This window comes from Pseudomonadota bacterium (assembly GCA_039193195.1).
Classification (GTDB): domain Bacteria; phylum Pseudomonadota; class Gammaproteobacteria; order Steroidobacterales; family JBCBZW01; genus JBCBZW01.
In genome coordinates, this window is sequence record JBCCWS010000015.1 from 109,150 (window position 1) to 117,711 (window position 8,562).

The following is an 8,562-nucleotide window of genomic DNA, read 5'->3' on the forward strand; positions in this document are numbered from 1 at the left end:
TCGTTAAGTTAGGGAAGAGGCGAACGGAAAAACGGTTGTTCGCTAGCCGGCTCGGGCACCGTGGGCGTCTGTTCGAGCGCCACGTCATCGAGCAGCGCTCCCCAGTTCGTGCGCGCGCGCATCTCATCGATGGTGGCCCCGTCGATCAGCGGCGAGCGCTCGCGCAGTTCCCATCCACCGCCGAGGGCGAGGTAAAGCCCGATCACGCTGTCCGCAACCGCGCCACGACTGCGCACGAGGATCTGTTGCTGCGAGTTCAGGGTGCGCTGCGTGTCGAGCACGCGTTGGTAATCCGCGATGCCCTCTCGGTATTGGAGCAAGGCAAGGTCCACCGCTCGCCGAGCCGCATCGGCGCTGGCCTGTACGTGCGTGAGCGCCGCACGCTCACCGAGCACGTCGGCGATCGCATCCTCCACCTCCCGCGCGGCGCTGAGCACCGATGTGCGGTAGGCGACCAGACTCTCCTGCAGGGCGGCGTCCTCGACTCGCACTGTGTTGATCAGGCGGCCGTAGTTGAACACCGGCCAGCTAAAGAAAGGGCCGAGGGTCCACTCCAGACTGTCGGCAGCGAACACTTCCGATAGGTCTCGGGATCCCGTATTCGCGTTGGTGAGCCCAACGGAGCCGCTCAGACCGAAGGCAGGGTATCGATCCGCCTGGGCGATCCCGACGCGAGCACTCTGCGCCGCTGCCTCGAGTTCGGCGACGCGCACGTCGGGCCGGCGGCGCAGCAACTCTGCGGGAACGCCAGTCTCCAGGGGCATTTCCGGGGCAGGCACCTTACCTATGCCGATGCGAGCCGCAACCCTGCCCGGCGCTTCGCCCAGCAGCAAGCTCAAGGCGTTCAGTGCCTGCTGCAAGTCCGCTTGAATCGTCGGCAGGTCGGCGCGGGTGGACTCCGCGAGGGTGCGCGCCTGCTCAACATCGAGCTCCGTCGTGCGCTCGTTGCGCGCGAGGACGTCGGCGATCTCCAGGCTTCGCTGCTGCAGCGCTACGTTCTCGCGCGTGACTTCGTACAACTCTTGCAGGGTGCGCACCGCGACGTAGGTACTCGCCGTCTCGGCGATGAGCGCCAGGCTCACGGCATCGTAGGCCGCCACTGCGCCGCCGAAGTCGGCCACGGCTGCTTCCACGCCACGGCGGAAGCGACCCCAGAAGTCCAGCTCCCAGGTGCTGTCGAAGCCAAGGGAGACCACACCGAACTGATCGTCTGCGCCTGGGAAAAACGACGGGTCGTTCTCGCTCAAGCCAATCGCGGTGAGGCTGCCGCTGGCGCTTTGCGATTGCGGCAGGCGATTGCCGAACGCGATGGCCAACCCCGCGCGCGCCTGCAGCACCCGCAGGCCGGCCGCTTCGATATCCAGGTTCTGCTCGAACACCTCGACGACCAGAGAGGTGAGCTGTGGATCGTCAAAGCCCTCCCACCACGCGGTGGAGAATTCCTTAGGTGGCGGCGCGGGCTCACCTTGATCTCCCCCCACAGCAGTCCACGCGGGCGGTAGCTCGACCCGCGGACGGTTGAAGTCGGGGCCGACCGCACAGGCATTGACCAGAGCCAGGATGGCTGCCGCAACCGCCACTGCAAACAGTCGGCTAAGGGTATGCGGGCGCGCAGCTGACTGTGAGGCGCGGCGAAACGAGTAGATTACAGACTCACAAGTTCCGGTGGCGGCCACCAACGAGGGCTCCTCGATCAGTTCGTCCTTGACCTTGAGGTGCGCCGTGAACGCAACTCAATCAGATCGCCAACGTAATGCTGTGACCGGGATTCAGTAAGGACCAATCGCGACACGATGGGACCGGAACGATCAGAGGACAGCTGACCGTTGGGGGCGCGGGGCTCACTAGTGCGCTATCGAAGAAACCGAAGGGACTCTCATCGACGCTGCGGGCACCGACGGAACGGGTTCCTACTGAAGGTGGGATGAAGCTGCGGGTAGCGGTCGCAGTCGCGCGACCCGCTCGCTAGATGTTGTCGAGTTTTTCCTTCGAGTAGAAGGCCAAGAGCAGCTGTTCTTTGATCGAGAGCGGTTCGGCCTTGCCGGCACCGATCTGCCCTACCTCCTCGTCGGCGCAGTAGGTGCCGAAGATCCGGTCCCACAGGATGATGTTGCAGCCGTAGTTCGTGTTGCTCTGGTTCAGATCGAGGGCATGGTGTACGTGATGCTGCTGCGCTGTGGCGAAAAACCAGTTGTACCCGGGCATGGACTTGAGCGGCAGATTAGAGTGGTTGAGCGTGCCGTTCCACATGCCGAAGGCACCCGCCACCGCCATCACGTAGTCACTCGCACCGAGCAACGCAAGGGCGATCGGCGTGCCTAACGCTAAAGCCAGGTACTCAAGAGGATGAGTGCGGTCTCCGCGCATACAGCCCATCTTGGTGATGTGGTGATGGGTGGCGTGAATACGCCACCAGAAGGCGTGCTCGTGCTGCCAACGATGCAGCCAGTAGTAGACGAAGCTAGAGATGGACATGACCAGAATAGCAGCCCCGATGAGGCCCAGCACGGACTGGGGCTGCAGGCTGATCTGCAGGGGCGCCATGTCGCGCAGGGCCTTGAACGCATCGGAGATCGGGGTGCGGTAGTAGTCGCTGTACAGCGGCACCCAGAGCAGCCCCGCGAAGGCGAGCCAGAAGGCGTCTTCGGCCATCTCCTTCGGCTCCAGGAGCCAGTCGTCGCGCTTAGTCCAGATCCGCTCGGCTACGATCACGAGGGGAATGGGCAAGACGATCATCATGGCGGCAAACAGCTTGTGATCGAACCACTCGCCCACCACCATCGTGGCGACCAACACCATAGAGCCCAGCACTAGCGTGGGCTGCACGAGCGCCCAGAGCATGTCTTTGCGAGTCCAACGTGGTGCCGCCGACGCGCCCACTGAATCCGCCGTGGCCGCCGCTGGGTCCATCACTCCGTCACTCATTTGGGTCGTCCCCATCCTGCTCGTCTTGGCACGCACTCCTGTTTTCCAAGCAACTTTTGGGCCACCGCGTTAGACCAAGCCCTTCTCGAGCAGAACGTGGGGCTAATCGGCTGATGAAATCGAATGCTGTACGACGCTATCGCCCGAACTCCTGAGTTCACACCCAGCTACTACTGCCCGCGATAAGAAGCGCAAAGCACGCCAGCCACTGCGTGGCGCCCCCAGTTGGTTCACCAGAAGCCCTAATATGATGCACGAGCCATCTACCCGTGTACGTCATCGGCGCCTCTTGGGATGATGTCCCTGAGCGATTCGGTAGGCCAGTGATCGTTCGCGTAGGATCCGCAACTTGCCCATTGCCGGAGAGCGTCTATGTTCCGCACGCGTGTCCTACAAGCCTTGTGCCTCACGGCGCTACCCCTGCTGCTGCTCAGCGCGTGCGATCCGGCGCCTATCGAATCAGATGAGTCACCCACGACCGCTTCCTTTATCCCCCAGGACTTCTCGCCGCCTACGCGCGTGGAGGGCCCGGACTTCGAGCTGCAGCCCCTAGGGCCCGCGTTGGTGGAAGTGGACTTCGTCGCTTACATGTCCTCCATCGAGCACCTACAGCAGACCTTTACACGCAGCACCTCATGGCCCCACGAGGGCATCACCGACGAGGATGCGATGCTCGACATGCAAAGCGAGCAGGGGCGCTTCGAACGACGTGAGTCCTTTGCCTACGCGGTCCTCACCCCCGACGGCACGCGCGAGCGCGGATGCGTCTACATCCACCCTTCGGACAAGGCTGGCTACGACGCTAAGGTGAGCCTGTGGACGACCGAGGAAGAATTCGATGCCGGCTTCGATCAGGAACTCTACGCCTGGGTGAGGACGTGGGTTGCCGACCAATGGCCCTTCGAGAGGGTGGCGTTCCCCGGACGGGCGATCCCGTGGGAGGTGTGGGATGAGCTGCCGGCGCGGTGAGGCAAGCTGTTGAAGGGTCTGCGCGGCGAGTCGCCACGCAGACCCAGACCCTAGCAGCGGGCGCGAGTGCCTAGTTCGTACGCACCGTCACCCCGGCGAACATGAAGCGTCCGCGAGGCCCCGCCGGCCGCGCGAGGGACCCGAGGTAGGGGTCCTCATCGAAGGCGTTGTTAATACCACCGTAGACGCTGATCTTGTCGGTGGCCTCGTAGCCAAAGGTGAAGTCGTGCACCATGCCGCTCCCTGTGCGCAGGGGATCGACGAACAGGGGATCGGCGGCCACCTGGGCGTTCTGGATCGTCGGCAACAGCTGACTGGTTTCCAAGCGTGAGGCCCATGCCAGGGAGAAGTTCTGCCAGCGCCAGTTGGCCGAGAAGTTCATGATCCACTCCGGAAAGCCGAACTCCTCCACACGGTCCTCGAACACGGTCTGATCGATCGGGTCCTGGAACTCGCGGAAGTCGAGCAGGTGCGTGCCCGTCACGCCGACGAACAGATCACCGTACTTGCCAAGGGAAAACGTGTAGTCGACGCCGAAGTCGACGCCGCTGGTTTCCAGTGCCCCTAGGTTCACCTGACCGGCCTGGTGGAAGGTAATGAAGCCCTCCGGCGCGCGCTGGATCAGGGGACAGAACTGGTTGTCGATCGAAGACAGGTCGACGCACGCCTGGGAGATACGCAAGGCGGTCAGGGCGCCGATCGCGCTCTCGATCTCGATGTCGTAGTAGTCGACGATCAAGCGCAGGCCCGGCAGCTGATCAGGCTGGAATACCAGGCCCGCGGTGAAGGTGGTGGCCTCCTCCTGGTTGAGGTCCGGGTTGCCGCCCGTGACCCCGGGGATACCTGCGGTGATGAAGTTGGTCACGTCGTAGCCGTCGGGCACCAGCTGGGCGCAGTTATCCGCGCGGAACTGCGTACCCGAGTCGATGTTCTGGATGGAGCAGGGATCGTCCAGGAACGGGTAGAAGGCGGGCTGCTGGGGCGAGAACAGCTCGGCGATGTTGGGCGCGCGTACCGCTTCAGAATAGGTGCTGCGGAAGGTGAGGCCACTTACGGGCGACCAGCGACCGCCGAGGGACCAGGCCGTGTTGGTACCGATCGTGTTGTAGTCGGCGAAGCGCGCCGCACCGGTAATCTCTAGGTACTCGATACCTGGCAGATCCTCTAGCAGAGGCGCCTGCAGCTCAACGAAGTACTCAAAGACGTCGAACTCTCCGGCCAAGGGCAAACGGGCGTTGCCGTTTGAGCCGTTCCAGGTGTTGAGGGAGAGTTCCTCGTCGGACACGATGAACTCGCTCTGCTCCTCGCGGTACTCGAGGCCTACGACCCAGCCCACGGGACCGGCAGGAAGCTCGAACAGGCTCGTCGACGTGCCCGCCAGGGAGGCGAAGACGACGTTCTGCTGCAGCTCGGACCTGTCGACGGCGTTCACGTAGACGAAGTCCGCGTACTCCTCCGTGGCGGCGTTGCTGCCGAAGGGGTTGAAAGGCACGCAGCTGCCGTCGCCGGGCTGGAAGCTCACGAACTGTGTGAACTGGCCGGCGCTGGTGAAGTTATTGGTCGAGAATTCCGGCGTGGGGAAGGTGGCGCCCACCCACGGCAGGGCGGTCGGGTCCAGGTCTGAGCGGCACACGATCTCACCCGTGGCGGGATCCACCACCGTGTCGAGGGCAGCGTAGAAGCGGTCCTCCAGGCGCGTACCCTGGTTGTTCACCTCAACGTCCGTCTTACCGTAGTTGTACGACACCTCGTAGTTCATGCCGCCAAAGAGCTCGAGATCCCCGTCGATGCCCACCACAACGCGAACCGTGTCGCGATTCACGGTGGTGCGCGGGAGCACGGCGAGGTCGGAGGTATCGCGCGAGGAGCCGAAGCCGTAGAAAGTGCCGTCGTTCGGGTTGGGGGCGATAATGCCGAGCGCTTGCAACTCGGTAATCTGCGCGGCCAGGGCGTCAGGAATGTACGGGTTGTCGTAGGCGATGGGGATAGCGTCGTTGAAGTCCGCCACGCCCTGGCGCTCGGAGTTCTTGGAGTAGGAGTACTTGGTCTCGGCGAAGATCCGCAGCGCAGGGCTGATCTCGAAGCTACCGTTGAGGTTCGCTACCACGCGGTCTTGCTGCGGCAGCAAGGTACCGAGCGTGGTGCCCAGGCCGTCGCCCACCATGAAGCTCTGGGAGGTGTTCGAGAATAGGCCCGGATCGTAAGCGCGGGGGACGCCGTTGGTAGGCGAGTCGATCACCTGCAGAATCGGAATGTTGGTGCCGGGGAAGAACGGCACTGGCGTGCCGCTGGGGTTACCGGAGATGAAACTGTCGATAGCGCCGAAAGAGTCGATGGTCGACAGGTCGAACACGCCCAGAGGGCTCGAGATCGGGTTACCGGCGGGACGCACGAACACGCGGGCTGCGTCCGGGTTGAGGCCCGTTGCGGCAGCGATCTCAGGCGTGTTGTTGATGTCGTTGCCGATGTTGGGGCCGGTGAAGTCGCGGTCGAAGTCGAAGACCTCGTTGTTGCGCAGGTACTCCACGCCGAACACGACATCGCCGCGACCGTCTGCAAACTCGAAGCCACCTGCCGTGCTCAGCAGGTATTCCTCCGCGTCGCTACGCCCGGACACGCCGCTGCGAGCGCTGAATTCCAAGCCGTCGAAGTCACCGCCATCGCGAAGTATGAAGTTCACGACTCCGGTAACCGCATCCGCGCCATAGACGGAAGAGGCGCCGCCCGTGAGGGTCTCGACCTGCTTGACCATCGTGTTGGGGATCGTGTTGATGTCCACGGCAGCGGCACCCTGGGCTCCGGCCACGTGGCGTCTTCCGTTCACCAGCACGAGCGTACGCACGGTGCCCAGGCCTCTAAGATTGAGCAAGCCGATGCCAAGATCGCTATCGGTGGACCCCGGTTGCCCGGCGGCGGGATCCTGAAGGGCGGAGAAGTTTGCGGGAAGGGACTGATTGAGCGCGGGCGTCTCTCGCAGCAGCTCACCCATGTCCACCTGGCCGCCCGTGCGGATCTCATCACCGCCCAGCACCTGTACTGGACTCGCGGACGAGGTCGCGCTGTCGGTCGCGATGCGGGACCCCGTTACCACTACCTCTTCAACGGACTCCTCCGTCTGCGCGAGCGCGGTGCCCGCTGCCATGCCGTGGGCACATACCATCGCACCCACAATGCGGGCCATCGCACCCACAATGCGGGCGATGCTCTTTCTACTCTGCCGATACATCGGACTCTCCCCTGTCGCTTGCAGGTGCCAAGTCCAACGTGTCGCCAACGGTCTAGCGGCTGCATCCTTGGTCTCAACCCGCGCCTTCGCACACGGCAGCGGCTCTAGTGAGCATGCCGCCTCTCGTGGCTTACCAGAGCAAGTTAGGTGCCAAGTTCACTACCGAAAGCATTCAGTGGGCGCCGATCGCGTCGTGGATGACTGAAAACGCGCGAGCTCTGCATCTTCCTGGCCCTTGCAACCGACTGCAAAGGCAAGGAGTGGGCATGGACATCCCGTTGCGCTTTCAATCATCTGACCATAACGTTCCCACCCTGGAGCTTTACGCGGCGAGCCGCAGTCCCCTTTTGGCCACACAACGGGGCAATGTGCACTGCAGCAGTGCAGCCGTAGCCCCCTGCTGCATGCGCCGGCTCCCACGGACGGTACCTTGCTATCGATTCCATCCTGGGGTCCTGCAGCGCCCTGATAAATATGTGCCGAGTCACTGCGTTGAACTCGATCGCCCCGAGGCCCCGCCCATGAGCCGTGCGCGCGAGGCGGGCACAATGGACTGATCGTCGTTGCCTACGGATGCCCCCTGGAGTCCTTAACATGCACCATATTCGACGCCTCACCACAGGCTGCCTCGCCCTTCTCGCTGCCGGCGCTGCCCTCGCCACCCCCACACCTGAGGAGGGCGCCATTCTCGAGGTGATCGACGCGTTTTTCCTCGCCCTTCACGCAGGCGATGCAGATACCCTCGAAGCGGTACTTCAGCCCCACAGCCGCACGGTACTGATCCGACCGGATGGTGAGGAGGGCGCGGCTTCTATAGCCGTGCGCGAGGGCAGGGACACTGTCGCGCGCATGCGCCACCAGCCGTGGGCGCCCTTTCGAGAGTCCTACTGGTCGCCCAAGGTGCTCCAACGCGGACGACTGGCCGTGGTGTGGCTGCCCTACGTGCTGATCCGCGAGGAAGGTGGTTTTTCCCATTGCGGCATCGATCAATTCACCCTGACCAAGGCGGGCGGCTGGCGGATCGACTTTGTGGCGTTCACGATCGAACCGACGCGCGAGGCATGCGCCGATCTGGGACAGCCGAGCGATGATGATCTTCTACGACCGACCTTCCCTGAGCAGAGCAAATGAACGGGGGCGACTGCTAGTGTCCTGAGTTGGAGGTTCGTTGATGAATTCGCGGCACCTTTTCGCCCCTGAACACGTTGCTCCTCCTCCCGTGGGACCTGCCACGCTCGTCCTCGCGCCGCGCTCAGGGACAAAAACTCGCGTGCGAATTCAACAACTAACCTCTAACTCAGGACACTAGTGGAGTGTAACAGCTAGATTCGGAGTACAATTCCAGCTATGAGTACTCCTATCCATTTGACCGACGAAGAGCGGGCCGAACTGAGACGTCAGGCGAGTCAACAGAGCGGCCCTGCAGCGCTGGCGAGAAGAGC

At 63.2% G+C, this 8,562-nt stretch carries 5 protein-coding genes; 2 read left to right on the top strand and 3 right to left on the bottom strand.

Annotated elements, in window-relative coordinates; genetic code table 11:
• Nucleotides 1–8: 8 nt before the first annotated feature.
• Together AAGA68_13970 and AAGA68_13975 are read right to left on the bottom strand one after the other, a co-directional pair.
• Entirely contained in the window at nucleotides 9–1,580 is a 1,572-nt protein-coding gene (locus AAGA68_13970) for an efflux transporter outer membrane subunit (GenBank protein MEM9386167.1), read from the bottom strand.
• Between the two features lie 385 nt (nucleotides 1,581–1,965).
• Nucleotides 1,966–2,925 (bottom strand): sterol desaturase family protein, encoded by a 960-nt coding sequence (locus AAGA68_13975; protein MEM9386168.1) that lies wholly within the window; start codon nucleotides 2,923–2,925, stop codon nucleotides 1,966–1,968.
• Between the two features lie 372 nt (nucleotides 2,926–3,297).
• Here AAGA68_13975 and AAGA68_13980 point away from each other — a divergent pair, with 372 nt between their 5' ends.
• A complete protein-coding gene (locus tag AAGA68_13980; protein ID MEM9386169.1) occupies nucleotides 3,298–3,894 on the top strand; it encodes a twin-arginine translocation pathway signal protein in 597 nt (198 codons plus the stop codon).
• A gap of 70 nt (nucleotides 3,895–3,964) precedes the next feature.
• Here AAGA68_13980 and AAGA68_13985 read toward each other — a convergent pair whose 3' ends face one another.
• Nucleotides 3,965–7,120, bottom strand: coding sequence for a TonB-dependent receptor (locus AAGA68_13985; GenBank protein ID MEM9386170.1), 3,156 nt, complete (start codon nucleotides 7,118–7,120; stop codon nucleotides 3,965–3,967).
• A gap of 594 nt (nucleotides 7,121–7,714) precedes the next feature.
• On the opposite strand from AAGA68_13985, the gene AAGA68_13990 reads away from it, so the two are divergent.
• Nucleotides 7,715–8,251, top strand: coding sequence for a hypothetical protein (locus AAGA68_13990; protein MEM9386171.1), 537 nt, complete (start codon nucleotides 7,715–7,717; stop codon nucleotides 8,249–8,251).
• Nucleotides 8,252–8,562: the final 311 nt, after the last annotated feature.